This window comes from Acinetobacter towneri, assembly GCF_001758345.1.
GTDB classification, from domain to species: domain Bacteria; phylum Pseudomonadota; class Gammaproteobacteria; order Pseudomonadales; family Moraxellaceae; genus Acinetobacter; species Acinetobacter towneri_A.
This window is the reverse complement of record NZ_MKQS01000005.1, coordinates 69382-93375: the sequence shown is the minus strand read 5'-3', so window position 1 is coordinate 93375 and position 23994 is coordinate 69382. Positions and strand designations below refer to the sequence as shown.

Annotated in this window: 36 protein-coding genes and 1 pseudogene; 31 read left to right on the top strand and 6 right to left on the bottom strand. The window is 43.5% G+C overall.

Annotated features, from left to right (window positions below; all coding sequences use genetic code 11):
* Nucleotides 1-236 precede the first annotated feature (236 nt).
* Both BJN41_RS03660 and BJN41_RS03655 read left to right on the top strand, forming a co-directional pair.
* Nucleotides 237-1109 carry an acyl-CoA thioesterase gene (locus tag BJN41_RS03660; protein ID WP_070153350.1) on the top strand — a complete coding sequence of 291 codons (873 nt, stop codon included), beginning with the start codon at nt 237-239 and terminating at the stop codon, nt 1107-1109.
* Between the two features lie 158 nt (nt 1110-1267).
* Nucleotides 1268-2509, top strand: a complete 1242-nt coding sequence (locus tag BJN41_RS03655) for a dicarboxylate/amino acid:cation symporter (RefSeq protein WP_070153347.1) — start codon at nt 1268-1270, stop codon at nt 2507-2509.
* Nucleotides 2510-2587: 78 nt separating this feature from the next.
* Here BJN41_RS03655 and BJN41_RS03650 read toward each other — a convergent pair whose 3' ends face one another.
* From BJN41_RS03650 to BJN41_RS03625, 6 genes are all read right to left on the bottom strand, one after another.
* Entirely contained in the window at nt 2588-3001 is a 414-nt protein-coding gene (locus BJN41_RS03650) for a VOC family protein (RefSeq protein ID WP_070153344.1), read from the bottom strand.
* Nucleotides 3002-3216: 215 nt separating this feature from the next.
* A complete protein-coding gene (yihA, locus tag BJN41_RS03645) occupies nt 3217-4149 on the bottom strand; it encodes a ribosome biogenesis GTP-binding protein YihA/YsxC (protein WP_070153341.1) in 933 nt (310 codons plus the stop codon).
* A 131-nt stretch (nt 4150-4280) separates the two neighbouring features.
* Nucleotides 4281-4724 (bottom strand): RrF2 family transcriptional regulator, encoded by a 444-nt coding sequence (locus tag BJN41_RS03640; RefSeq protein ID WP_070153338.1) that lies wholly within the window; start codon nt 4722-4724, stop codon nt 4281-4283.
* A 92-nt stretch (nt 4725-4816) separates the two neighbouring features.
* Nucleotides 4817-6028, bottom strand: a complete 1212-nt coding sequence (gene hmpA / locus BJN41_RS03635; RefSeq protein ID WP_070153335.1) for an NO-inducible flavohemoprotein — start codon at nt 6026-6028, stop codon at nt 4817-4819.
* A 239-nt stretch (nt 6029-6267) separates the two neighbouring features.
* A complete protein-coding gene (locus BJN41_RS03630; protein ID WP_070153332.1) occupies nt 6268-7851 on the bottom strand; it encodes a helicase HerA-like domain-containing protein in 1584 nt (527 codons plus the stop codon).
* 60 nt (nt 7852-7911) lie between these two features.
* A complete protein-coding gene (locus tag BJN41_RS03625; RefSeq protein ID WP_070153329.1) occupies nt 7912-9105 on the bottom strand; it encodes a PLP-dependent transferase in 1194 nt (397 codons plus the stop codon).
* Between the two features lie 160 nt (nt 9106-9265).
* Here BJN41_RS03625 and BJN41_RS03620 point away from each other — a divergent pair, with 160 nt between their 5' ends.
* The 29 genes and pseudogenes from BJN41_RS03620 (at nt 9266) to rplQ (ending at nt 23841) form a co-directional block, all read left to right on the top strand.
* Nucleotides 9266-10003: a type 1 glutamine amidotransferase gene (locus BJN41_RS03620; protein WP_070153326.1), complete on the top strand. Its 738-nt coding sequence runs from the start codon at nt 9266-9268 to the stop codon at nt 10001-10003.
* 278 nt (nt 10004-10281) lie between these two features.
* Nucleotides 10282-10593, top strand: a complete 312-nt coding sequence (gene rpsJ / locus BJN41_RS03615; protein ID WP_000070912.1) for a 30S ribosomal protein S10 — start codon at nt 10282-10284, stop codon at nt 10591-10593.
* A 59-nt stretch (nt 10594-10652) separates the two neighbouring features.
* Entirely contained in the window at nt 10653-11291 is a 639-nt protein-coding gene (gene rplC, locus BJN41_RS03610; RefSeq protein WP_026438075.1) for a 50S ribosomal protein L3, read from the top strand.
* Between the two features lie 11 nt (nt 11292-11302).
* The gene (gene rplD, locus BJN41_RS03605; protein WP_070153323.1) at nt 11303-11905 is read left to right on the top strand and encodes a 50S ribosomal protein L4; all 603 of its coding nucleotides are present in this window, start codon (nt 11303-11305) and stop codon (nt 11903-11905) included.
* Nucleotides 11902-12222: a 50S ribosomal protein L23 gene (gene rplW / locus BJN41_RS03600; protein ID WP_004974703.1), complete on the top strand. Its 321-nt coding sequence runs from the start codon at nt 11902-11904 to the stop codon at nt 12220-12222. Before rplD ends, rplW begins: the two co-directional genes overlap by 4 nt.
* A gap of 11 nt (nt 12223-12233) precedes the next feature.
* The gene (gene rplB, locus BJN41_RS03595; protein WP_004974706.1) at nt 12234-13058 is read left to right on the top strand and encodes a 50S ribosomal protein L2; all 825 of its coding nucleotides are present in this window, start codon (nt 12234-12236) and stop codon (nt 13056-13058) included.
* 19 nt (nt 13059-13077) lie between these two features.
* The gene (gene rpsS / locus BJN41_RS03590) at nt 13078-13353 is read left to right on the top strand and encodes a 30S ribosomal protein S19 (RefSeq protein WP_004673001.1); all 276 of its coding nucleotides are present in this window, start codon (nt 13078-13080) and stop codon (nt 13351-13353) included.
* A gap of 11 nt (nt 13354-13364) precedes the next feature.
* Entirely contained in the window at nt 13365-13694 is a 330-nt protein-coding gene (gene rplV / locus BJN41_RS03585; RefSeq protein WP_001982638.1) for a 50S ribosomal protein L22, read from the top strand.
* A gap of 1 nt (nt 13695) precedes the next feature.
* Nucleotides 13696-14512 (top strand): annotated as a pseudogene (rpsC, locus tag BJN41_RS03580) (30S ribosomal protein S3).
* The gene (gene rplP / locus BJN41_RS03575; protein ID WP_004691317.1) at nt 14452-14865 is read left to right on the top strand and encodes a 50S ribosomal protein L16; all 414 of its coding nucleotides are present in this window, start codon (nt 14452-14454) and stop codon (nt 14863-14865) included. The pseudogene rpsC and the gene rplP overlap by 61 nt, the downstream one beginning before the upstream one ends.
* Nucleotides 14865-15062, top strand: coding sequence for a 50S ribosomal protein L29 (gene rpmC / locus BJN41_RS03570; protein WP_004650482.1), 198 nt, complete (start codon nt 14865-14867; stop codon nt 15060-15062). The genes rplP and rpmC overlap by 1 nt, the downstream gene beginning before the upstream one ends.
* Complete coding sequence (rpsQ, locus tag BJN41_RS03565) at nt 15059-15316, top strand: 30S ribosomal protein S17 (protein WP_019836860.1); 258 nt, start codon at nt 15059-15061, stop codon at nt 15314-15316. Before rpmC ends, rpsQ begins: the two co-directional genes overlap by 4 nt.
* A 91-nt stretch (nt 15317-15407) precedes the next feature.
* The gene (gene rplN, locus BJN41_RS03560) at nt 15408-15776 is read left to right on the top strand and encodes a 50S ribosomal protein L14 (protein WP_001982634.1); all 369 of its coding nucleotides are present in this window, start codon (nt 15408-15410) and stop codon (nt 15774-15776) included.
* Nucleotides 15777-15785: 9 nt separating this feature from the next.
* A complete protein-coding gene (gene rplX / locus BJN41_RS03555; RefSeq protein WP_004974717.1) occupies nt 15786-16103 on the top strand; it encodes a 50S ribosomal protein L24 in 318 nt (105 codons plus the stop codon).
* Nucleotides 16104-16119: 16 nt separating this feature from the next.
* Nucleotides 16120-16656, top strand: a complete 537-nt coding sequence (gene rplE / locus BJN41_RS03550) for a 50S ribosomal protein L5 (protein WP_004974719.1) — start codon at nt 16120-16122, stop codon at nt 16654-16656.
* A gap of 9 nt (nt 16657-16665) precedes the next feature.
* Complete coding sequence (gene rpsN, locus BJN41_RS03545; protein ID WP_004825185.1) at nt 16666-16971, top strand: 30S ribosomal protein S14; 306 nt, start codon at nt 16666-16668, stop codon at nt 16969-16971.
* A gap of 12 nt (nt 16972-16983) precedes the next feature.
* Entirely contained in the window at nt 16984-17379 is a 396-nt protein-coding gene (rpsH, locus tag BJN41_RS03540; RefSeq protein WP_004974720.1) for a 30S ribosomal protein S8, read from the top strand.
* Between the two features lie 16 nt (nt 17380-17395).
* Nucleotides 17396-17929 (top strand): 50S ribosomal protein L6, encoded by a 534-nt coding sequence (rplF, locus tag BJN41_RS03535; RefSeq protein ID WP_004974722.1) that lies wholly within the window; start codon nt 17396-17398, stop codon nt 17927-17929.
* A 14-nt stretch (nt 17930-17943) separates the two neighbouring features.
* Entirely contained in the window at nt 17944-18294 is a 351-nt protein-coding gene (rplR, locus tag BJN41_RS03530; RefSeq protein ID WP_004281497.1) for a 50S ribosomal protein L18, read from the top strand.
* 2 nt (nt 18295-18296) lie between these two features.
* Nucleotides 18297-18794, top strand: a complete 498-nt coding sequence (rpsE, locus tag BJN41_RS03525) for a 30S ribosomal protein S5 (RefSeq protein ID WP_004974725.1) — start codon at nt 18297-18299, stop codon at nt 18792-18794.
* 6 nt (nt 18795-18800) lie between these two features.
* Nucleotides 18801-18977 (top strand): 50S ribosomal protein L30, encoded by a 177-nt coding sequence (gene rpmD / locus BJN41_RS03520; RefSeq protein ID WP_004786899.1) that lies wholly within the window; start codon nt 18801-18803, stop codon nt 18975-18977.
* Between the two features lie 3 nt (nt 18978-18980).
* A complete protein-coding gene (gene rplO, locus BJN41_RS03515; protein WP_004974728.1) occupies nt 18981-19421 on the top strand; it encodes a 50S ribosomal protein L15 in 441 nt (146 codons plus the stop codon).
* A gap of 45 nt (nt 19422-19466) precedes the next feature.
* Nucleotides 19467-20786, top strand: coding sequence for a preprotein translocase subunit SecY (secY, locus tag BJN41_RS03510; protein WP_171257418.1), 1320 nt, complete (start codon nt 19467-19469; stop codon nt 20784-20786).
* Nucleotides 20787-20806: 20 nt separating this feature from the next.
* Nucleotides 20807-20923: a 50S ribosomal protein L36 gene (rpmJ, locus tag BJN41_RS03505; RefSeq protein WP_000867907.1), complete on the top strand. Its 117-nt coding sequence runs from the start codon at nt 20807-20809 to the stop codon at nt 20921-20923.
* Between the two features lie 107 nt (nt 20924-21030).
* On the top strand, nt 21031-21387 hold the full coding sequence (gene rpsM / locus BJN41_RS03500; protein WP_004974734.1) for a 30S ribosomal protein S13: 357 nt from the start codon (nt 21031-21033) through the stop codon (nt 21385-21387).
* A gap of 19 nt (nt 21388-21406) precedes the next feature.
* Nucleotides 21407-21793 (top strand): 30S ribosomal protein S11, encoded by a 387-nt coding sequence (rpsK, locus tag BJN41_RS03495; protein WP_001040166.1) that lies wholly within the window; start codon nt 21407-21409, stop codon nt 21791-21793.
* Nucleotides 21794-21805: 12 nt separating this feature from the next.
* The gene (gene rpsD, locus BJN41_RS03490) at nt 21806-22432 is read left to right on the top strand and encodes a 30S ribosomal protein S4 (RefSeq protein ID WP_004786890.1); all 627 of its coding nucleotides are present in this window, start codon (nt 21806-21808) and stop codon (nt 22430-22432) included.
* Between the two features lie 17 nt (nt 22433-22449).
* Entirely contained in the window at nt 22450-23457 is a 1008-nt protein-coding gene (locus tag BJN41_RS03485; RefSeq protein WP_004974745.1) for a DNA-directed RNA polymerase subunit alpha, read from the top strand.
* Nucleotides 23458-23475: 18 nt separating this feature from the next.
* Nucleotides 23476-23841 carry a 50S ribosomal protein L17 gene (rplQ, locus tag BJN41_RS03480; protein ID WP_004974746.1) on the top strand — a complete coding sequence of 122 codons (366 nt, stop codon included), beginning with the start codon at nt 23476-23478 and terminating at the stop codon, nt 23839-23841.
* Nucleotides 23842-23994: the final 153 nt, after the last annotated feature.

Below are 23994 nucleotides of genomic sequence, written 5' to 3'. Positions count from 1 at the left end.
AATGGCGCTGCATTTTTAGATAATTTGCATAAATATTGTTAGATTTTATCGTTAAAAATCGTATTTTTAGCAAAATTAATCGGCTAAGTTGTGACACAGTGGTCAGTCTTGGATGGATAAAAGACGCAGAATGTATGGCAAAATAGCAGGCTTGAAAGCGTCATCTTATTTTGACGATTTATTTTTTCATCGACGTCGATCCTGCATCCCAAATTTCCGCCATACATAGGTTAGTTATGAACGCACTCACACAAGAGCTTGTTGAACTTCTTTGTTTAGAAAAGTTAGAAGAAAATATCTACCGAGGTATCAGTCGTAACTTGGTGGGTAAACGTGTTTTTGGTGGACAGGTTTTGGGACAGGCTTTACGTGCTGCATCCTATACCACTGACCGTCCTGCGCACTCATTGCATGCCTATTTCTTGTTTGGTGGCGATGTCAACGCACCTATTATTTATGAAGTTGACCGTTTGCGTGATGGTAAAAGTTTTTCTAGCCGTCAAGTGCGTGCGATTCAGCATGGACGTACCATTTTTACTGGGATGGTGTCCTTTGCACCGCTAGAAGAAGGCTTGAATTATCAAATTTCAGAGCCTAACTATCCTGCGGCAGAATCCTTAAAAAACGAAGCGGAACTCAAACAGCATATTGTCGAGTTTGTGCCTGAAAACGTGCGTGCCAGTTTTATGCGTGATCGCTTGGTGGAGATTCGTCCGATTAATCCGACTAATCCGTTTATCCCACAGCCTGAAGCCCCTGCTTACGCACACTACATCCGCACTCATGACACAATTTCGCCAGAGGTTGATGAAGTGTCTTTGCATCAGGCGATTGCTGCATTCTATTCAGACTTCACGTTAATGACCACAGCGCTGCGCCCGCATGGTTTGAGCTATTTATCGCCAAGTTTACAATGTGCCAGTATTGATCATAGCATGTATTTCCATAAACCGTTCCGTGTGGATGACTGGATGCTGTACGACATGGAAGCCACCATTAGCTCCAGTTCGCGAGGTTTGAACTTTGGTCGAATGTGGCAAAATGGTGAATTGGTGTGTAGCACCAGTCAGGAAGGACTGATTCGTTTACGTGAAATCGAAACGCAATAAATATAGCCTTTTATAATCTAGAATCATCAGCCGACATTCGAGTCGGCTTTTTTATTCTTGAGGCGTGATCTCAATCTTGTCAAAGTAGAAAAAAATACTCGATTCAATTTAGGCCACATGGCATAGTCCATACATCACATTAAAAAATTCAATTGCGTATGAGCCTCAATACACAAATTCTAATTGCCGCAATTTTGGGCGTGGTGTTTGGTTTTGTTCTGAATCTATTTCCAGATAGCACTTTTTTTAGCGCCAGTTTGTATGGCGTTGGTTTGATGAGCAGTATTTTTATTGGTTTATTAAAAATGTTACTCATACCGCTGATTTTCAGCTCAATTGTGGTCGGCGTGTCGAACTTACAGGCTGTGGGACAATTGAGTCGGGTCTGGAAAATTACGTTGGCATGCTGTGTCACCACCACGACGTTGGCTTTAATTTTAGGTTTGGCATGTGCCCATTTATTTGCAGTCGGTAAAGGCGTAGATATTTTGATGTTTCAAGATGCTATGGCACAACATCAAACCCCAGACACCCTAACCCCGTCATCGTTTTTTACCAATTTTATTCAAAACACCTTAATTAATCCGTTTAAAGCTTTTGCCGAGGGTAATGTTTTGGCGGTGGTGATTTTTGCTTTATTGGTGGGTGTGGCATTGGTCAAAGGCGGGGAGCACTTTAAAACGGTGCGTAAACTCAGTCAGCAATTTTTTGAAATCATGATGTTGATGATTGGCTGGGTAATGAAACTGGCGCCTTTGGGGATTTTTGCCTTATTGGCGAAGTTGGTTGCAACCGAAGATATTTCAGTCCTGAGTCGTTTGGCAGAATTTGCTGCGGTGGTCACAGGCACCACAATTTTTCATGGTGCGGTAGTCTTACCTTTGCTACTGTGGATATTTGGCAAAATGGATCCGAWCACTTTTTTTAAAGGTACACGTGCTGCCTTAATTACGGCTTTTGCCACCAGTTCTAGTTCTGCGACTATGCCACTTTCGATGAAATGTGCACAGGAAAATTTAGGTGTGCGTCCGCAAACCGCAGGCTTTGTGATTCCGCTGGGTACGCAACTGAATATGGATGGTACGGCACTGTATGAAGCCGCAGCGGCGTTGTTTGTTGCCAATTTAATGGGGTTGGATTTAAGTTTAGGGCAGCAGTTAATTGTCTGTGCCACAGCCATGATCGCTTCTTTGGGTGCACCTGGTATTCCAAGCGCAGGTATGGTGACGATGATTATGGTATTGCAATCTGTGGGCTTGCCTGCAGAAGCGATTGCGATTTTATTGCCAATCGACCGTTTGTTGGATACCGTGCGTACTGTGGTCAATGTACAGGGCGATATGATGATTAGTGTGGTGGTCGATCGGCATACTCGTGATGACCCTGCGCTTCATTCCTGATATTGGGTTTAAAATCGAATCAAGTTTTCGGCATCATGCGATTTTATTGCAGTGGATAAAAGTATGATCCAAAGCAGATTAATCCCAACAAGGGTTGTAGACCACTTCCCAAACATGACCATCTAAGTCCTGAAAATAACCTGCATAACCACCGTAAAAGGTGCTCTGTGCAGGTTTTAAAATTTTTGCACCTGCATTTTGTGCTTGTTTCAATACCTGATCGACCTCAAGGGGACTATGCACATTATGTCCTAATGTGATCTGTGCGGCATTGCTGGCTGTACCTGTCAAGCCTGTATCTTGTTGCAGACTCTGTTTCGACCATAAAGCCAGTTTTAAGCCAGCTTGCAGTTCAAAAAAGACCACCGCACCTTGTTCAAATTCTTGCCCAATAATGCCTTCAGTCGCAAGTCCTAAGCCGTCGCAGTAAAAATCGAGTGCACGTTGTAAATCTTCTACCGCTAAGGTAATCACTGAAATGTGTGCCTGCATGTTTGATCTCCTTATCTCATGTCATTATTGAAGTGGCTAATTGTTATGATCTTGACAGTAGGGCATTTCTTGAGGGGTTGTAAAGTGCAACTTTAGTGGTGAGGCAAATTGTGATTACGCTGTAAAATGTAGGTGTAAATGTAAATAAAAAGTCCTATTCGAGATTGAACGAATAGGACTTTATTTGATAGACCAATAGTCAGTAATTTAATGGATTATTTGGTTTCAGTATCAGATGTGGTTGGATCTTCAGTTTCTAAAAATTCAGGCTGATCAACATCAACATCAACATCAACATCAACATCAACATCAACATCAACATCAACATCAACATCAACATCAACATCAACATCAACATCAACATCAACATCAACATCAACATCATGGCCAGTTGCTTCTGGAATGTTGTCTAAATCAAATTGATGCGCTTGTTCTAAGGTAAAGTTCAAACGTCCACCCATCACACTTGCCAGCTCTTCCAAGCCTTGCTTGTTGAGTGATGAAAATAATTGAATCGAGAAATCCAGTTTCATCTTTTTCAACTGCTGTTTGACTTCAAGCAATACTTTATTGGCAGGACCGCGGTTGAGTTTGTCCGATTTGGTGAGCAATACATGCACGAATAATTTACGCGAATACGCCCATTCCAGCATCATCACATCAAAATGTTGTAGGGGATGGCGAATATCCATTAGTAACACCAAGCCTTGTAAGCTTTTACGATGAATCAAGTAATTTTCGAGTTCTTTTTGCCACACAATTTTCATGGCTTCAGGTACGGCTGCATAACCATAACCAGGTAAATCGACCAAACGCTGTTCAGGGTTGCCCAAACTAAAGAAGTTGATCATTTGGGTGCGACCTGGTTTTTTAGAAGCCCGCGCCAATTGTTTTTGATTGGTTAGCGCATTAATTGCACTGGACTTTCCTGCATTAGAACGTCCTGCAAAAGCCACTTCGTAGCCAGTATCTTCTACACATAAATTCAGTTTAGGCGCACTCATCAAAAACTCGGCTTTACGCAGCCAGTTTAAGGCGCGAACAGAGTATTCAGTAATGGCAGGGTCTACTTTTTTCTCGTAGCTAATTTTCTGCCGTGGCTGTGCTGCCGCCTTACTGTTTTTCGATTTTCCTCTGCTGTGGTGCATAACTTAACTTCAATTCATGGTCTACAAACAGGCATTATAAAGCAAGTCATACAGGCAAGCGACCTTTGCGCCCTGCAAGCCCGAAAAAAGCAACATCTAGGATGATATTGCTTTAGCGGTTTAAACTGCTTTTAAAGATGGATCAGCGGAATTGGAGATTGTGAGCTGAACTCTAAATTGGGGACAGGCTGTAATACTTCACTTAAACTGTATTGATCTAAGCTTTGATAAAACTGTTCCATTGCCTGATTGAGAATGCCTTTTAGTCCACATTGCGCACGTAGCACGCAGGGCGGGGAATTACATTCTACAATTTGATTTTCACCTTGCAGGATTCTCACTACTTGACCTAAACGTAAAGGCAGTGTTTCAGGATGCAAACGAATCCCGCCACCTTTGCCACGTGTGGTAATGAGCCATCCTTGCTTACCCATAAAGTGCACAATTTTAACCAGATGGTTCTGGGAAACATGCAAATCCTGTGCAATTTCCGCAATGGTATAGGGTACATCTCGTGGACGCGAGATATACATTAAAATACGCAGCGCATAGTCGGTGAATTTATTTAATTGCATGATCGCACAGATATTTTTTTAAAATACAAATAAATTAAGGCTAGTCTAGCATAACTAGATTAGCCTTACCTATTGGCTTTTAACGCTTTGGATTAGTGGCGAACACCACCTGTACCAAACGCTTCGCTATGGATTTGTTCATCTTTGATGCCACGCGCAAGTAAAGCTTTGCGCTGTTCTGCCATGAATGGCATAGGACCACATAAGTAGTAATCTGCATCGGCTGGTAATAATGCTGCATCTACAGTGCTGAGGTCTAAACGGCCTGCAACATCGTAATCTTGACCCAGTACATCACCTTCGTTCGGGAACTCATACGCAGTCAACGTATGAATACGTGGACATTTCGCAGTTAAGTCTTGTAGATGCTGTTTCATGGCATGTACTTGTTTGCTACGACATGCGTGAATGAACGTCACAGGTTGTGGTACATCTAAAGTCACCAATTGGTTCAACATCGCAATCATTGGGGTTAAGCCAACGCCGCCACTAATGAAGACATTACGTTTGTTACTGTCGATGAGGAAGAAGTTACCTGTTGGTGCAGACACTTCAACTTCAGAACCTTCTGGTAATTGGTGCAATACGTTTGATACCCAACCTGCCACTTTATCTGCACCATTGCCTGGCTCACGTTTTACAGAAATACGTAAGTAATCTTGTTGTGGGCTAGTCGATAGTGTGTATTGACGTGGTTGCTTCAAGCCAAGTTCAGGAACAAATACGCGTACTGAAATATATTGACCTGCTTCATATTTTGGTAAATCGCCACCATCTACTGGCTCGAAGTAAATAGAGGTGATTTCGTCACTTTCTACCACTTTCTTGGCAATTTTAAAGTTGCGCCAGCCTAACCAGCTACCTTTAGTTTGTTGATGCTGTTCGTAGATTGCACGTTCCGCATTAATAAATACCTCAGCCAATTGACCGTAGGCTGCTGCCCAAGCATCAATCAGTGGATCTTCCATCGAAATATTCAACACTTCACTAATAGAATGCAGCAGGTTTTCGCCCACAATATTATAGTCAGGTGCTTGAATGTTTAAGCTCACGTGTTTGTGGGCAATCAGCTCAATGACAGGTGCAAGTACAGATGGATCTTCAATATTTTCAGCATAAGCCAATACAGCACCTGCAAGCGCTTGAGCCTGCGCACCACTACGTTGGTGACCCATGTTAAAGGTTTCTTTTAGATCAGGATTATTCCCCAACATGCGATTATAGAAATAACCTGTGAGTGCGACACCATTTTCACGCAGTACAGGAACAGTTGCTTTTACAAGGTCAATTTGCTGTGGAGTCATGTTCGATCTCTCATGGCTGTTATTTATAAGATGTATTTAAAATATATCTTATAAATAAGGATTGCAACCAATTTTTGGAAAAACCTTAAAAAAATTATGTATTATAAGAATATCCCATAATTTTTAAAGTTTTTATGGAGTTTGTAGATGTGACAGCGAGAGGTTTTTAAGTGTTCATTCAGGTTTTGGGTGGTGCATCCATGAATGAAATTTATACAAACCTCATCGTTTATAACATGCTATTTCTTACCAAATAATGACCCTAACAAACCTCGTACAATTTTCTGCCCAGTAGAACCGCCTAAGCTACGTGCTGCACTTTTGGCAAAGGTTCCCACAATATCCTGAGTCAGTTTTTCACGCTGTTTGGCAGCGCGTTCTGCTTCTTTTTGCTGTTCACGGGCTAGACGCTCTTGCTCGCGCGCTTGTTGTTTGGCGAGTGCTTCGGCTTCTTTAGTCTCTTGCTTGGCGCGAGCTTCAGCTTCCTTGGCTTCAATTTTTGCTTGTTCTGCTGCTGCCGCTTGTTGCTGACGTTGCTCAACTTTTTGTTGCAGCATTTCATAAGCACTTTCACGATCTAGCTGCTGCTCATACACGCCTGCAATGACACTTTGGCTGATACAGGCTTGTCGTTCTTCTGTGCTGATTGGGCTAAACGATGAGTAGGGCGGCATTACCCAAGCACGTTCTACAATTTGCGGTGTGCCTTGTTCATCCAAGCAGCTAATCAGGGCTTCGCCAACCGCCAGTTCGGTAATGGCTTGTTCAACTTTAAAATCTGGGTTAGCGCGGAATGTATCTGCGGCAGTTTTTACTGCTTTTTGGTCTTTGGGTGTAAAAGCACGTAAGGCATGCTGAACGCGGTTACCCAATTGTCCCAATACGCTTTCAGGCAAGTCCAGCGGGTTTTGGGTCACAAAATAAATCCCCACGCCTTTAGAGCGAATCAGGCGTACCACTTGCTCAATTTTTTCTTGCAGGGCTTTGCTGGCATTGTCAAATAACAAGTGTGCTTCATCAAAAAAGAACACCAGCTTTGGCTTGTCCATATCGCCCACTTCAGGCAATTGTTCAAACAGTTCCGATAACATCCATAATAAAAAGGTGGCGTACAGTTTTGGTGTGTTCATGAGTTTGTCTGCAGCCAAGACATTAATATTGCCGCGTCCCTGACTATCGGTCTGAATAAAATCCAAAATATCCAAACTCGGCTCACCAAAGAATTTGTCACCGCCCTGATCGGCTAAAGCCAGTAAATTACGCTGAATTGCACCTAAACTGGCTGGAGAAAGATTGCCATACTCGGCTTTAAATTCACTGGCATGTTCACTGACATAGGTCAGCATGGCTTTTAAATCTTTAAAATCGATCAGCAATAAACCCTGATCATCGGCAATACGGAATACCGCAGACAACACACCCTCTTGGGTGTCATTCAAGTTCAGCATTTGCGCCAATAATAATGGGCCAATTTCAGAAATGGTGGTGCGAATCGGGTGGCCTTGTTCGGCAAATAAGTCCCAAAACACTACAGGTGATGCAGCAAATGGAATACTTTCAATGCCTAAGCTTTGAATACGTGCTTCAAACTTAGGACTGCTGCTACCTGCTTTGGMAAGACTAGATACATCACCTTTAGCATCGGCCAAAAATACAGGCACGCCAATGCGGGAAAAGTTTTCTGCTAAGACTTTAAGCGTGACAGTTTTACCTGTACCTGTTGCCCCTGCAATTAACCCATGGCGGTTGGCAAATTGAGAATGTAAAACCACATCTTGTTGAACATCGGCAGTTTTTTTAGCAATGACGATGGCTGTACTCATATTTTATCCTTAATCTGTCACTATTATTAAAATTGAAAGTATTGACGTCAGACCTAATTTTTAGGGATTGGGCAAATGCTGCAAGGCTTGCTGAATATCTTGAATTAAATCTGCAGGATGTTCTAGCCCAATACAAAAACGCACTAATAATCCCTCAGCCAAGTGAGAGTGCGCTAGGGTACGCATGGAATTGAGACCGTAAAGCATCACCAAGCTTACAGGGCCGCCCCAGCTAAAGCCGAGCTTAAATAAAGATAAAGCATCGCAGAATTGACGTACAGCGGCTAAATCATATTCAGGCTTAAAAATTACGCTAACCAAACCTGCACTGTGCCCATCGCGACAAATTTCTTTCCAATACACATGCCCTGCAGATGTGGCATCGGCAGGATGCAACACCTGAGCAAATTGCGGTTGTACTTTTAGCCAGTTGAGTAAATCAATCGTACTTTTTGCTTGGTGCTCATAACGTAGTTGCATAGATGCCAGACTGCGCTGAACTTGTGCAACATCATCGCCCGACACACAAATGCCTTGAATTGCATGCATACGGAATAATTGATGATGCAAATGCTGATCGCGTGTCACCACCGACCCCATTAAAATATCGCCACCACCACTTGGGTATTTGGTCAAGGCATGCACGCTGATATCGATACTTAAATGTTCATCACCAAAGTCGAAAGCATTAAATGCTAAGCCCGCACCCCAGGTATTATCTAAAGCGGTGAGGATATTCTGTGCCTTGGCTTTTTTGACTAAAGCGGTGAGGTCAGGAAACTCCAGTGTGACGGAGCCTGCTGCTTCCAGCCAAATGAGTTTGGCTTTTTCAGAGGGTTGAAAGCTTGTGGCATCAATCGGGTTATACACCTGAACTGTAATGCCGTAACGCTGCTCTAAATTACGCAAATGCTCCATGTTAGGGCCGTAAATATTGTCGGCCACCCAAACTTCATCGCCATAACTTAAAAAACAGGAATTGACCAAATTGATTGCAGACAAGCCGCTAGGCGCCAGTAAGCAATATTGCCCGCCTTCTATTTGTGCAATCTGATCACCAAGCGTAAAGGTGGTGGGTGTGCCATGCGTACCATAACTATAGTCATAAGCGTCGGTCCAATGGCGGTTAAATAAGGCATCGGKGTTTTCAAAAATAATGGTCGATGCACGAAATAGGGGAGGTTGTACACTCGAAATATATTGTGGGGCACGTCTTGGTGCATGAATTAAAGCAGTTTGAGCATTTTTTTTCACAGGTTCACTCAGGTAAATCAGTCTGTATTGGCTTTAGCTTAAGAGAAACACAGACTTTAGGCTATAAAAAAGCGGAACTGTTTAAAAATACAACATGACTGTTGAAGTTGGCGCTATTTTTGCAGAAGCTCAGGGGTAGACATGAGAAAGGGTGAGTAAAATGCAAGCGCCATTAAGAGTGCATTATTTTCAGCACATTGCTGGAGAAGGGTTCGGAAGTTGCTATTCCTATTTAAAGCAGATGCAGGCACAAATCAGTGCAACAGAATTTTTTGCCTTGCCGCCAGAACAAAATATCGAAATTGAAGCCTTGCCACGGGTAGAAGATGTCGATTTGTTGATAGTGATGGGTGGTGCCATGAGTGTAAACGATGAGGCCAATTTCCCATGGTTGAAAATAGAAAAACGCTGGATTCGTCGCTATTTGTCTTTGGGTAAGCCTGCAATTGGCTTGTGTCTGGGGGGACAATTAATTGCCAACGCACTTGGCGCAGCAGTCAGTCGTAATCCTGAACAAGAACGTGGTTGGCATGATGTGTATAAGGTCAGCGATGTACCTGCTTCCTGTTTTGAGTTGCCTGACCAAATTAAGGTGATGCAATGGCACGGTGAAACCTTTGAACTGCCTAAAGGTGCTATACGCTTAGCAACTAACCCCGTTTGTACCAATCAGCTCTATCAAATAGGCAACCATGTCCTCGGTTTTCAGTTCCATCCTGAAATCACCCCACAGGTACTGCAACTGTTTTTAGATAATGATGCGGAGAAAAATATCTTTTCTGGCGCGTATGTACAAGCGGCTGCTGAATTGAAACGCAGCACAGGTCGTCAGTTTCAGCCGGGTAATCAATTACTAAATCGAGCAATTGATTATTTACTCGCACAAACAAACACTTGAGAGCTAATGGCTGGAATTGATCTATCATTAAATTGGTAGAACATGAAAAATAAAGCAATAAAGGCTAAAAGGGATTTGCTTATGCATTAAACAATCGTTATAATGGGCGACCCTTTATGCAAGGGGGTTAACTGCGAAGAAAGTAGTTAACATCGTGACAGTCGTGGCATCGATCATGACCTTAGTGATAATTCACTGCCTTTGACACTTGCCTTAAATTAGTGGGGTGAGATGCGTCAAGGGTGATTCTTTATATATTTGGCTTGGAGTTAACTGGTATGTCTAACCAGAGAATTCGTATCCGTTTGAAGTCTTTTGATCATCGTCTGATCGATCAATCTGCTCAAGAAATCGTAGAAACCGCTAAGCGTACTGGCGCACAAGTTTGTGGTCCAATCCCGATGCCAACTCGCATCGAGCGCTTCAACGTTTTAACATCACCACACGTAAACAAAGATGCGCGCGACCAGTATGAAATCCGTACTTACAAGCGTTTGATCGACATCGTTCAACCTACAGATAAAACTGTTGATGCGTTGATGAAATTAGATCTAGCAGCTGGTGTTGATGTTCAGATTGCATTGGGTTAAGGCTTTCGGTTAATTAACACTCTAAGTTAATTAGGCCGCTTTTTTAGAGGTTTATGCACATGGCTATTGGTTTAGTCGGTCGCAAGTGCGGTATGACCCGTATCTTTACAGATGCTGGTGTTTCTGTACCTGTTACAGTGATTGAGGTTGATCCTAACCGCATCACTCAAATCAAAACGCTTGAAACAGATGGTTATCAAGCAATTCAGGTTACTACTGGTGAACGTCGCGAATCTCGCGTAACTAACGCTCAGAAAGGTCACTTCGCTAAAGCGGGTGTTGCTGCTGGTCGTTTAGTTCAAGAATTTCGTGCTACAGAAGCTGACCTTGAAGGTCGTGAAGTTGGCGGAACTATCGGTGTAGATTTGTTCACAGTAGGTCAGATCGTTGACGTTACTGGTCAGTCTAAAGGTAAGGGTTTCCAAGGTGGTGTTAAGCGTTGGAACTTCCGTACTCAAGACGCTACTCACGGTAACTCTGTTTCTCACCGTGTTCTAGGTTCTACAGGTCAAAACCAGACTCCTGGTCGCGTATTCAAAGGCAAAAAAATGGCTGGCCATTTAGGTGCTGAACGCGTAACTGTACAGGGTCTTGAAATTGTATCTATCGACACAGAGCGTTCAGTTCTTGTTGTTAAAGGTGCGATTCCTGGTGCGACTGGTGGTGACGTAACTGTACGTCCTACGATCAAGGCTTGAGGGGAAATAACGTGAATTTAAATACTGTTTCCGGCTCTGCTGTTGAGTTATCTGAAGTTGCGTTCGGTCGTGAATTCAATGAAGCACTTGTACACCAAGTTGTTACAGCTTACTTAGCTGGTGGTCGTCAAGGCTCTAAAGCTCAGAAATCACGTGCAGACGTTTCTGGCGGTGGTAAAAAACCATTCCGTCAAAAAGGTACTGGCCGCGCTCGTGCTGGTTCTATTCGTAGCCCAATCTGGGTTGGTGGTGGTAAAACTTTTGCTGCTCGTCCACAAGATTGGTCTCAAAAAGTTAACCGCAAAATGTACCGCGGTGCAATGCAATGTATCTTAGCTGAACTTGTTCGCCAAGATCGTCTTGTATTGGTTGAAGAGTTTGCTGTTGAAGCTCCTAAAACTAAAGAGTTGCTTGCAAAACTTAACGACTTGAATGCAACTCGCGCATTGATCGTAACTGAAGCTGTAGATGAGAATCTATATCTTGCAGCGCGTAACCTTCCACACGTTGATGTGGTTGATGCTACTGCAATCGATCCTGTTAGCTTGATCGCGTTCGACAAAGTTGTCATGTCTGTTGCTGCTGCTAAGAAAATTGAGGTAGAACTCGGATGAACAACGAACGTTTATATCAAGTCCTACAAGGACCTGTATTTTCAGAAAAAGCACAAGTTTTAGGTGAAACTGCTGGTGTTCAAGTATTCAAAGTTGCATTAAATGCAAACAAACTTGAAATCAAAAAAGCAGTTGAGCAATTATTTGGTGTGGAAGTTGTTAAAGTTAACACGACTATCACTAAAGGTAAGACTAAGCGCTTTGGTCGTACATTGGGACGCCGTTCTGATGTTAAAAAAGCATACGTCACCCTGAAAGCTGGCCAAGATGTTGAAATGGCTGACTTGGGCGATACCGCTGAAAGCGCAGCGGAATAAGGACGAAATTTATGCCGATTCAAAAATGTAAGCCAACGTCTCCAGGACGTCGCTTTGTAGAGAAAGTCGTTCACGACCATCTTCACAAAGGTGCGCCTTATGCGCCGTTGGTAGAAGCTAAAAAACGTACTGGTGGTCGTAACAACAACGGTCACATTACTACACGTCACGTTGGTGGTGGTCATAAGCAACACTACCGTATCGTAGACTTCAAACGTAACAAAGATGGCATTCCTGCTGTAGTTGAGCGTATTGAATACGATCCAAACCGTACTGCACACATCGCATTGTTGAAGTATGCTGACGGTGAACGTCGTTATATCATTGCGCCTAAAGGTTTACGTGCYGGTGATCAAGTTCAATCTGGTAACGATGCTCCAATTCGTCCAGGTAACTGCTTACCACTTCGTAACATGCCTATCGGTGCTACTCTTCACAACATCGAACTTAAAATCGGTAAAGGCGCGCAATTAGCTCGTTCTGCTGGTACTTCAGTTCAATTGTTGGGTCGTGACGGTTCATACGCAATCGTTCGTCTACGTTCAGGCGAAATGCGTAAAGTGCACGTTGAATGCCGCGCTGTGTTAGGTGAAGTATCTAACTCAGAAAGCAACCTACGTTCACTTGGTAAAGCAGGTGCTTCGCGCTGGCGTGGTGTTCGTCCTACCGTTCGTGGTATGGCGATGAACCCGGTTGATCACCCACACGGTGGTGGTGAAGGGCGTACTAAAGGTATTCAACCTGTAAGCCCATGGGGTCAAAAAGCTAAAGGGTACAAGACACGTACCAACAAGCGTACGACTAAGATGATTATTCGCGACCGTCGCGTTAAGTAACAAGTAAAGGAATCTGACAATGCCTCGTTCTCTGAAAAAAGGCCCATTCGTCGATGCGCACTTGTTCGCTAAGGTTGAAGCGGCAATCGCGGCTAATAACCGTAAGCCGATCAAAACTTGGTCGCGTCGTTCGATGATCCTCCCAGATTTTGTTGGTTTAACAATTTCTGTTCACAATGGTCGTAACCATGTTCCAGTGATTATCTCTGAACATATGGTTGGTCATAAACTCGGTGAATTCGCGCCAACTCGTACCTATCGTGGTCACGGTGTTGACAAGAAGTCTAAACGTTAATAGGTGCTATGATGGAAGTAACTGCTAAATTACGCGGTGCCGCTATCTCGGCACAAAAAGCACGTTTGGTTGCAGATCTTATCCGCGGCAAATCTGTTGCGCATGCACTTAACATTTTAAACTTCAGCAACAAAAAAGCTGCTGTTTTAGTTAAGAAAGCATTGGAATCTGCAATTGCAAATGCTGAACACAATAACAGTTTAGATGTAGACGATTTGAAAGTATCTACGATTTACGTTGATGAAGGCATGAGCCTTAAACGTATTATGCCACGTGCGAAAGGCCGTGCAGATCGTATTACTAAGCGTACTTGTCACATCACCGTTAAGGTAGGGGTTTGATATGGGTCAGAAGGTTCATCCAATCGGTATCCGCCTAGGTGTTGTGAAACGTCATAACGCTAACTGGTATGCGAATCCGAAACAATACGCTGAATACTTGCTTAAAGACCTTCAAGTTCGTGAGTTTTTAACTAAAAAACTTAAGAACGCAATGGTAAGCAATATTCTTATCGAACGTCCAACGGGTGCTGCTAAAGTAACAATTAGCACTGCGCGTCCTGGTATCGTAATCGGTAAAAAAGGCGAAGACATTGAGAAATTACAACGCGAATTAACATCTATTATGGGTGTTCCTGCGCAAGTAAGCATCAACGAAATTGACCGTCCAGACTTAGATGCTCGTTTAGTTGCTGAAGCAATCGCTTCTCAATTAGAAAAGCGTGTAATGTTCCGTCGTGCTATGAAGCGTGCGGTACAGAACTCTATGCGTGCTGGTGCTAAAGGTATCAAAGTTGAAGTTTCTGGTCGTTTAGGTGGTGCAGAGATTGCACGTACTGAATGGTATCGTGAAGGTCGTGTACCTTTGCATACACTTCGTGCGGACATCGACTATGCAACTATGCGTGCTGAAACAACTTACGGTACGATTGGTGTTAAAGTTTGGGTATTCCGTGGTGAAATCTTGGGTGGCATGAAGCAAGTCATGAACCCAGCACCTGCTGAAGAACGTCCAGCTAAACGCGGTCGCGGTCGTGGTGAAGGTCAAGAGCGTCGTGGTCGTCGCAATGATCGTTCTGCTGAAAAAGGAGAATAATCCATGTTGCAACCTAAACGTACTAAATTCCGTAAGGTGCAAAAAGGCCGTAACACTGGCTTAGCGCACCGTGGTAGCTCAGTATCTTTCGGTACTATCGCTCTTAAATCAGTTGAACGTGGTCAAATGACTGCGCGTCAAATTGAAGCGGCACGTCGTACAATCAGCCGTCGTATTAAGCGTGGTGGTAAGATCTTTATCCGTGTATTCCCAGACAAACCAATTACTTCTAAGCCTCTTGAAGTGCGTATGGGTAAAGGTAAAGGTTCTGTGGAATATTGGGTTTGTCAAATCAAACCAGGTAAAGTCTTGTACGAAATTGATGGTGTGAACGAAGAATTGGCACGTGAAGCATTTACGCTTGCTGCTGCTAAACTTCCGTTTAAAACCACTATCGTGACTCGGACGGTAATGTAATGAAAACTAAAGATCTACGTGAAAAGTCGGTAGAAGAGTTGACAGCTTTGCTTGATGAGCAACAGCTTAACCAATTCCGTCTTCGTATGGCGAAAGCAACTGGTCAATTGGGTAAATCGCATGAAGTTGCGCTTACTCGTAAAACTATTGCACGCATCAAGACCCTCCTTACCGAAAAACAGGGGAACGGGCAATGAGTCAAAATACAGTCCGCACGTTAACTGGCAAAGTAGTAAGCGACAAAATGGAAAAATCTATTGTTGTCCTTATTGAACGCCAAGTTCAACACCCGTTGTATGGCAAATTGATTCGCCGTTCAACTAAATTACACGCTCATGATGAGAACAATACTGCCAAGATTGGTGATGTTGTAACCATCAAAGAAAGCCGCCCAATTTCTAAAACTAAGTCATGGACTTTAGTTGAAGTTGTTGAAGCTGCTGCTGAGTAATTAACGTTCTTGTTGCATCATCGGTCAATTTCGAGTACTCTTTGAGCCTTTCGAAATTGTGACCGGTGATGCTCAGTTTTGGAGTAGGGCAATGATTCAAACCGAAACGATGCTTGACGTAGCTGACAACAGTGGTGCTCGCCGCGTACAATGTATTAAAGTACTAGGTGGTTCACATCGTCGTTATGCTTCTGTTGGCGACATTATTAAAGTTACTGTAAAAGAAGCTATTCCACGCGCACGTGTTAAAAAAGGTGACGTGATGAATGCTGTTGTTGTACGTACAAAGTTCGGTATTCGTCGTCCAGACGGTTCTGTGATCCGTTTTGATGATAACGCTGCTGTTATTTTGAATAACAACAAAGCACCGATTGCAACTCGTATTTTCGGACCAGTGACTCGTGAACTTCGTACTGAACAGTTCATGAAAATCATTTCATTGGCTCCTGAAGTTCTATAAGAGGCAATCATGGCTAAGATTAAAAAAGGCGATCAAGTAATTGTGATCGCAGGTAAAGAAAAAGGCAAACAGGGTACTGTTCTGTCAGTTTCTAATGACCGTGTTAAGGTCGAAGGTCTTAACTTGGTTAAGAAGCACCAGAAGCCAAACCGTGCTACGGGCGCTGAAGGCGGTATCGTAACGCAGGAAGCTTCGCTTCATATCTCAAACGTGGCAATTTTTAATGCTACAACCCAAAAGGCTGACCGTGTTGGTTACCAAACGATTGATGGCGTGAAAACTCGCGTTTATAAATCGAATGGTGAATCAGTGGCGGTGGCGAAGTAATAGGTTGAAATAGGCAATGGCCAGACTTAAAACACGTTACAACGACGAACTTAAGGCTCAATTACAAGAACAATTGGGCGTTAAGAATGTGATGGAGATCCCTCGCATCACTAAAATTACCATCAACATGGGTGTTGGTGCTGCAGCTGCTGATAAGAAATTGTTAGATGGCGCTCTTTCTGATATGCAAGCTATTGCTGGTCAAAAACCAGTTTTAACATTAGCTCGTAAATCAATCGCTGGTTTTAAAATCCGTGATGGTTGGCCGATTGGTTGTAAAGTTACTTTACGCGGCGAACGTATGTACGAATTCTTAGACCGTTTGATCTCTATCGCGATCCCTCGTATCCGTGACTTCCGTGGTTTCTCTTCGAAATCATTCGATGGTCGTGGTAACTATTCTATGGGTCTCAAGGAACAAATCATGTTCCCTGAAATCGATTTCGATAAGATTGATCAAATTCGTGGTATGGACATCACCATTACTACGACTGCTCGCACCGATGACGAAGGCCGTGCGCTTATGCGTGCATTCGGCTTCCCGTTCAAATAAGAGGTCGATATGGCTAAGAAAGGTATGATTAATCGCGAATTGAAACGCGAAGCTACTGTTGCGAAATACGCTGCAAAACGTGCTGAATTAAAAGCTACGATTGCAAACGTAAATGCAAGCGACGAAGAGCGTTTCGAAGCGATGATGAAGTTACAAGCATTACCACGTAATGCGTCTCCAGTACGTCTTCGTAACCGTTGTGGTTTAACTGGTCGTCCTCATGGTTACTTCCGTAAGTTCGGTTTAAGCCGTAACAAATTACGTGACACAGTAATGCAAGGTGATGTACCGGGCGTTGTTAAGGCAAGCTGGTAAGGAGCACTATAAATGAGTATGCAAGATACCGTTGCCGACATGCTAACGCGTGTTCGTAACGCTCAAATGGCAAAGAAACAAACTGTTTCTATGCCTAATTCTAAGTTGAAGGTTGCTATTGCAAACGTACTTCAACAAGAAGGTTATATCGCAAATGTAGAAGTGGCTGACAATGAAGGCAAACCTACATTAACGATTACTTTAAAATACTATGAAGGCAAACCAGTGATTGAAACTGTGAAACGCGTAAGCCGTCCAGGTCTACGTCAGTATCGCGGTAAAGATGCACTTCCAAGCGTTAAGCAAGGTTTAGGTATTGCAATCGTTTCTACAAGCAAAGGCATCATGACTGATCGCGCTGCACGTGCTGCAGGTATCGGTGGTGAAGTTATTGCTTTTGTTTCTTAATAATAGGTGATTCCTCATGTCTCGTGTGGCTAAAGCCCCAGTAACTGTACCTAACGGTGTTACAGTTACTCAGAACGGCCGGCAGGTCGAAGTGAAAGGCAGCAAAGGTACATTGTCTTTCAACCTGCATGCGCTGGTCGAGCTAAAACAGGAAGACGGTATTTTAGCTATTGCTCCTAAAGCTGAGTCGAAAGACGCTTGGATGCAAGCTGGTACTGCTCGCGCTGTGCTTAACAACCTTGTAAAAGGTGTGAGCGAAGGCTTCGAACGTAAGTTGCAATTGATTGGTGTTGGTTATAAAGCTGCGGTAAAAGGTAACGTTGTTAACCTTAACCTTGGTTTTTCACACCCAATCGATTACACCCTTCCTGAAGGTGTAACTGCAGAAACTCCAACTGCAACTGAAATTATCCTTAAATCTGCTGATAAAGCAGCTTTAGGTCAAGTTGCTGCGGATATCCGTGGATACCGTCCACCAGAGCCATATAAAGGTAAAGGTGTTCGTTATTCGGATGAAGTTGTTCTTCGTAAAGAAGCTAAGAAGAAATAAGGCGCGAGGTTCTTATGAACGAAAAGAAACAATCCCGTTTGCGTCGTGCGAAAAGCACACGCTTGCACATCCGTGCATTGGGTGCGACTCGTTTGTGTGTAAACCGCACGCCGCGTCACATCTATGCTCAAGTTATTTCAGCAGATGGTGGCAAAGTTTTAGCGCAAGCTTCAACTTTAGATGCTACTTTACGTGCTGGTACAACTGGTAACGTTGAAGCAGCTCAGAAAGTAGGTGCTTTAATCGCAGAACGCGCGAAAGCAGCTGGCGTAACTAAAGTTGCGTTTGACCGTTCTGGTTTTAAATATCATGGTCGTATCAAAGCCTTGGCTGATGCTGCTCGTGAAAACGGCTTGGAGTTCTAATCATGGCTAAAGTTGAACAAAACGAAGGTCTTGTTGAAAAGCTGGTTGCCGTTGATCGCGTAGCCAAAGTTGTTAAAGGTGGTCGTATCTTCTCTTTCACAGCATTAACTGTTGTGGGTGATGGTAATGGTCGCGTAGGTTTTGGTCGTGGTAAAGCACGTGAAGTTCCAGCTGCTATTTCTAAAGCACTTGAAGCTGCACGTCGTAACATGATCACTATCGAATTGGCAGATGGTACTTTACAACACCCGATTCATGCACGTCATGGCGCAAGCCGTGTTTACATGCAACCAGCATCTGAAGGTACTGGTGTAATTGCGGGTGGTTCTATGCGTGCAGTTTTAGAAGCTGCAGGTGTACGTAACGTATTGACTAAATGCCGTGGTTCTACTAACGCTGCAAACGTAGTCAACGCAACTTTCAATGGTTTGCGTGACATGACAACTCCTGAAAAGGTTGCTGCGAAACGTGGTCTTTCAGTAGAACAAATTCAAGGGTAATCAATCATGAAAACGATTAAAGTTACCCAGACTAAATCTGCATCGCACCGCTTGAAAAATCACAAGCTTAGCCTTAAAGGTTTAGGTCTGCGTCGTATTGGTCATACTGTAGAAGTGCAAGATACGCCTTCTAACCGTGGTATGATCAACCAAGTCTACTATATGGTTAGTGTAGAGGAATAAGCCATGACTCTGCGTTTAAATGAACTTGCACCTGCAGAAGGTGCTAAGCGTGAAGCCCGTCGTCTAGGCCGTGGTATCGGTTCTGGCGTTGGTAAGACTGGTGGTCGTGGTATCAAAGGTCAAAACTCACGTAAGAGCGGTGGTACACGTCCTGGATTCGAAGGTGGTCAAACTGCGTTATATCGTCGTTTACCTAAATTCGGTTTCACTAGCCAAATCGCTTTGAAAACTGCTGAAGTACGTTTATCTGAGCTTGCTAAAGTGGAAGGCGACATTGTTAGCCTTGAAACTTTAAAAGCAGCGAATGTTGTACGTAAAGATATGGCTCGTGCTCGTATCGTACTTTCTGGTGAAATTACTCGTGCATTCACTATTCAAGGKGTTGCTGTGACTAAAGGCGCTAAAGCTGCTGTTGAAGCGGCTGGCGGTAAAGTCGAGGAGTAATCCCCAGTGTCTATGTCTCCTAGTTCTTCAGGTCATGTTCACATGATGAAAGGCCAACCATTTCACGTGAAATACCGTGAAATTATACGCCGAATGATGTTTCTCATTGGCGCGTTATTGGTATTTCGACTAGGAGCGCATATTCCAGTACCAGGTATTAATAATGCCGCACTTGAACAATTGTTTAATGCAAACCAAGGTACAATCCTTGGTTTGTTTAACATGTTTTCGGGTGGTGCATTAGAGCGGATGTCGATTCTTGCTTTAGGGATCATGCCATACATTTCTGCTTCGATTATCGTACAGTTAATGTCTACAGTGGTTCCTTCGCTTGAAGCCTTGAAAAAAGAAGGCGAGCAAGGCAAACGCAAAATTAATCAATATACGCGCCAAGGTACGTTGTTCCTTGCACTTGTGCAAGCGATCGGGATGTGTGCAGGTTTGATTGGTCAAGGTATTACCTTAACGTCAGGTCTGGCTTTTTACGTTCCGGCTGTTACCTCTTTGGTTGCAGGCACAATGTTCCTAATGTGGTTGGGTGAACAAATTACCGAACGCGGAGTGGGTAATGGTATTTCCATGATCATTTTCGCAGGTATTGTTGCGGGCTTGCCTAATTTAATTATGCAATCCTTCACATCTATTGACAGTGGTCAGTCAAGCCTGATTGGTTTGGCAATTTTTGGTTTATTGTCTTTAGGTGTACTTGCAGCAATTGTGTTTATTGAGAAGGCGCAGCGTCGTATTCCAGTAAACTATGCTCAAAAACAACAAGGTCGTCGTGTATTTACTGCTCAGCAAACGCATTTGCCATTAAAAATTAATATGGCAGGTGTGATTCCAGCAATTTTTGCCAGTTCATTGCTTTTATTCCCAGCGAGCTTAGGTCAATGGGTCGGCAGTGCTGATCCAAATGCTGGGTTAATCAAGCGTAGTCTACAAGACTTGGCATTGGTATTGTCGCCTGGACAACCGTTGTATTTGGTGCTCTTTGGTGCGTTAATTATCTTTTTCTGTTACTTCTATACTGCGCTAGTTTTTAGCCCTAAAGAAGTTTCGGAAAACTTGAAACGCAGCGGAGCTTATGTGCCTGGTATTCGCCCAGGTGAGCAAACTGCTCGTTACTTAGATCATATTCTCAGTCGTTTGACCTTTATTGGCGCGATTTACATCACTGTAGTCTGCTTAATGCCGATGATTCTACAAAGCTCATTTGGAATTCCATTTAGCTTAGGTGGTACATCATTATTAATCGTTGTAGTGGTTGTGATGGACTTTATGGCTCAGCTTCAAGCACATCTCACCTCGCACCAGTACGATAATCAAACGTTAATGAGAAAAACGACTGCTCATCCTAAGGGATAAGCGCACTTAGAGGTTTCATCATGAAAGTACAAGCTTCTGTAAAGAAAATTTGTGGTAGCTGCAAAGTTATCCGTCGTAATGGGGTTATTCGCGTAATTTGCAGCGCAGAACCTCGTCATAAGCAGCGTCAAGGTTAATTTGATTAAGACCTGTTGATTTCAGTAGGCTAATTAGGTTATTATCCGCCCCTCAAGATTTTTGTGGGGCGGTTGATTATCTTAACTGCCTTTTTGGAGAAAATTGAATGGCTCGTATTGCCGGTGTAAACATTCCGGATAACAAGCACGCTGTTATCTCTCTCACTTATATCTTTGGTATTGGTCGTCACACTGCTAAGACTATCTTAGCTGCTGCTGGTATCGCGCCAACGACAAAGATCCGTGAATTAGATGACGCTCAGCTTGATGCGATTCGTGCAGAAGTTGCTAAGGTTCCGACCGAAGGTGACTTACGTCGCGAAATTTCCATGAACATTAAACGTTTAATGGATTTAGGCTGCTACCGCGGTCTTCGTCATCGTCGCAGCTTGCCTGTCCGTGGTCAACGCACCAAAACTAACGCACGTACCCGTAAAGGTCCGCGCAAACCGATTAAGAAATAAGATTTCTGGAAGCTAAAAGATGGCTAAAGATACTCGCACACGCAAGAAGGTCACTCGTACCGTCTCTGAAGGTGTTGCACACATTCACGCTTCTTTTAATAACACCATTGTGACCATTACCGATCGTCAAGGTAATGCACTGGCTTGGGCTACCTCAGGTGGACAAGGCTTCCGTGGATCACGTAAATCAACTCCGTTCGCTGCTCAGGTAGCTGCTGAAGTTGCTGGTAAAGCAGCTTTAGATTACGGTTTGAAAAACTTGGACGTCCTTGTTAAAGGTCCTGGTCCAGGTCGTGAGTCTGCGGTTCGTGCATTAGGTGCAGTGGGTTATAAAATTAACAGCATTACCGATGTGACTCCAATCCCTCACAACGGTTGCCGTCCACCTAAAAAACGTCGCGTGTAAGGAGAAACATTCATGGCTCGTTATATTGGTCCAAAATGCAAACTCTCTCGCCGCGAAGGGACAGACCTGCAACTTAAATCTGGCGTTAAACCTTTTGACGTCAAAACTAAAAAACACGCTAAAGCACCTGGCCAACATGGCGGGGCTCGTGGTGGTAAGCAATCTGAGTACTCACTACAATTACGTGAAAAACAAAAAGTACGTCGTATGTACGGTGTTTTAGAGCGTCAATTTAGTAACTACTATAAAGAAGCTGCTCGTGTGAAAGGCGCAACAGGTGAAAACTTGTTGAAATTGCTCGAAAGCCGTCTTGATAACGTTGTTTATCGCATGGGTTTTGGTTCTACACGTGCAGAAGCTCGTCAGCTTGTATCTCACCGTAGCATTACTTTAAATGGTCGTCGTGTTAACATTGCGTCTATTCAAGTTAAAGCTGGTGATGTAATTGCAGTTCACGAAGGTGCAAAACAACAATTACGTATTAAAAACGCAATTGAATTGGCTGCTCAACGTGGTATCCCTTCATGGATGGAAGTTGACCATTCTAAGCTTGAAGGTACGTTCAAAGCTGCACCAGATCGTTCTGATTTACCTGCTGAAATCAACGAAAGCTTGATTGTAGAATTGTATTCTAAATAATCCTTGAGGTAGCAATAATGACGCGTACTGCAAATGAGTTTCTAACTCCGCAAGCGATCAAGGTCGAAGCGGCAAGCGGGACCTCGGCAAAAGTTATTCTAGAACCATTAGAGCGTGGCTTTGGTCATACTCTTGGTAATGCTTTACGTCGCATCCTTCTTTCTTCTTTACCTGGCGCAGCTGTGGTAGAAGTTGAAATTGAAGGTGTCGAGCACGAGTACAGTACTTTGGAAGGCTTGCAGCAGGACATCGTCGAGCTCTTGCTGAACCTGAAAGGATTGTCTATTAAGCTGTTCGATCAAAATGAAGCTTATTTGACATTGGAAAAACAAGGTCCAGGCGATGTTACTGCTGCAGACCTTCGTTTACCTCATAATGTTGAAGTGGTTAACCCTGAACACTTGATCGGCACTTTAAGTGCTACAGGCAATTTAAAAATGCGCCTGAAAGTTGCTCAAGGTCGTGGTTATGAAACATCTGACTCACGTTTCCCAGAAGGCGAAACTCGCCCTGTAGGTCGTTTGCAGTTAGATGCTTCTTATAGCCCAATCAAACGTGTGTCTTACATCGTAGAAAATGCGCGTGTAGAACAACGTACTGACCTTGACAAGTTGATCATTGATCTTGAAACCAATGGTACAGTTGATCCAGAAGAAGCGATCCGCAAAGCGGCAACAATCTTGCAACAACAAATTGCAATTTTTGTTGATCTTCAGAAAGATCAAGCTCCTGTTGCTCAAGAGCCTCGTGAAGAAGTTGACCCTATCTTGCTTCGTCCAGTAGATGATCTAGAGCTTACTGTTCGTTCTGCTAACTGTTTGAAAGCAGAAAATATTTACTACATTGGTGATCTTGTACAGCGTACCGAAGTTGAGCTACTTAAAACGCCTAACTTGGGTAAAAAATCGCTTACAGAGATCAAAGATGTTCTGGCTTCTAAAGGCTTACAGCTCGGCATGCGTTTAGAGAACTGGCCACCGGCTAGTCTCCGTATGGACGATCGTTTCGCCTATCGTAGCCGTTAATTAAGTAGGACTATCACCATGCGTCATCGTAATAGTGGTGTGAAATTAGGCCGTACAAGCAGCCATCGCAAAGCGATGTTCCAAAACTTGGCTAATTCTTTGTTCGAACACGAGTTAATCAAAACAACTGTTCCTAAAGCAAAAGAATTACGTCGTGTTGCTGAGCCTTTAATCACTTTAGCTAAAAACGATACAGTAGCAAACCGTCGTTTAGCGTTTGCTCGTACTCGTTCAGCAGCAACTGTTGGTAAATTATTTACCGTTCTTGGCCCTCGTTACAAAGAGCGTAACGGCGGTTATCTACGTGTTCTTAAAGCGGGCTTCCGTGCGGGTGATGCTGCACCGATGGCTTACGTTGAGCTTGTAGATCGCGAAGTTAAATAATTTCGCCAAGAATAACGCACGTTGTTCAGAAAAAGGCCGGTTTTACCGGTCTTTTTTTATGAAAAAAATAAGTTCAATATCAAAAATATTAAATTGTCCCGAATTGATATAAATTTAAGTGACTTTTGCTTAACTTGACATTGTGTATTGTCA